Below are 705 nucleotides of genomic sequence, written 5' to 3'. Positions count from 1 at the left end.
GGAGCAGCAAAATGGCTAGCGAACGCAGTACTGATGTGCAGGCATTTATCGGGGAGCTGGACGGCGGCGTATTTGAAACCAAAATCGGCGCAGTTCTCAGTGAAGTCGCTTCCGGTGTGATGAACACGAAAACCAAAGGTAAGGTCTCACTCAACCTGGAAATCGAACCATTTGATGAGAACCGTGTGAAAATCAAACACAAACTCTCATATGTTCGCCCGACTAACCGCGGGAAAATTTCCGAAGAAGACACCACCGAAACGCCGATGTATGTCAATCGCGGTGGTCGCCTGACTATTCTGCAGGAAGACCAGGGACAGTTACTGACTCTTGCCGGTGAACCTGACGGAAAACTCCGCGCAGCAGGTCGTTAATATCGTTTTTAATTAACTGATTATTTATCTCATCACTGAATATCTTTATATAGTGAGGACTTATTATGTCTCAGAACTTAGACGCAACCGCAATTAATCAAATCCATGCCCTTATTTCTGCTCAGGGTGTTAATGAAATTATCAGTAAGATTGGTGCCGATGCTGTGGCATTGCCTGAGAATTTCCGCATTCATGATCTGGAAAAATTTAATTTAAATCGCTTCCGTTTCCGTGGTGCGCTTTCCACTGCCAGCATCGATGACTTTACCCGTTATTCTAAAGATCTTGCAGATGAAGGCACCCGCTGCTTTATCGATGCTGATAATATGCG

Annotated in this window: 2 protein-coding genes; both read left to right on the top strand. The window is 45.2% G+C overall.

The annotated features are described in order from the left end of the window. Positions 1-11 precede the first annotated feature (11 nt). Positions 12-374, top strand: a complete 363-nt coding sequence (yfdP, locus tag K0778_RS26680) for a protein YfdP (protein WP_000135682.1) — start codon at positions 12-14, stop codon at positions 372-374. Positions 375-439: 65 nt separating this feature from the next. Further along, a partial coding sequence (locus K0778_RS26675) for a DUF2303 family protein (RefSeq protein ID WP_000081263.1) occupies positions 440-705 on the top strand: 266 nt, incomplete at its 3' end.

Source organism: Escherichia sp. XD33, assembly GCF_019375075.1.
In the GTDB taxonomy this organism is placed as follows: Bacteria; Pseudomonadota; Gammaproteobacteria; order Enterobacterales; family Enterobacteriaceae; genus Enterobacter; species Enterobacter flexneri_A.
The sequence above is the reverse complement of the archived record's forward strand: the minus strand, read 5'-3'. Positions and strand labels throughout refer to the sequence as shown.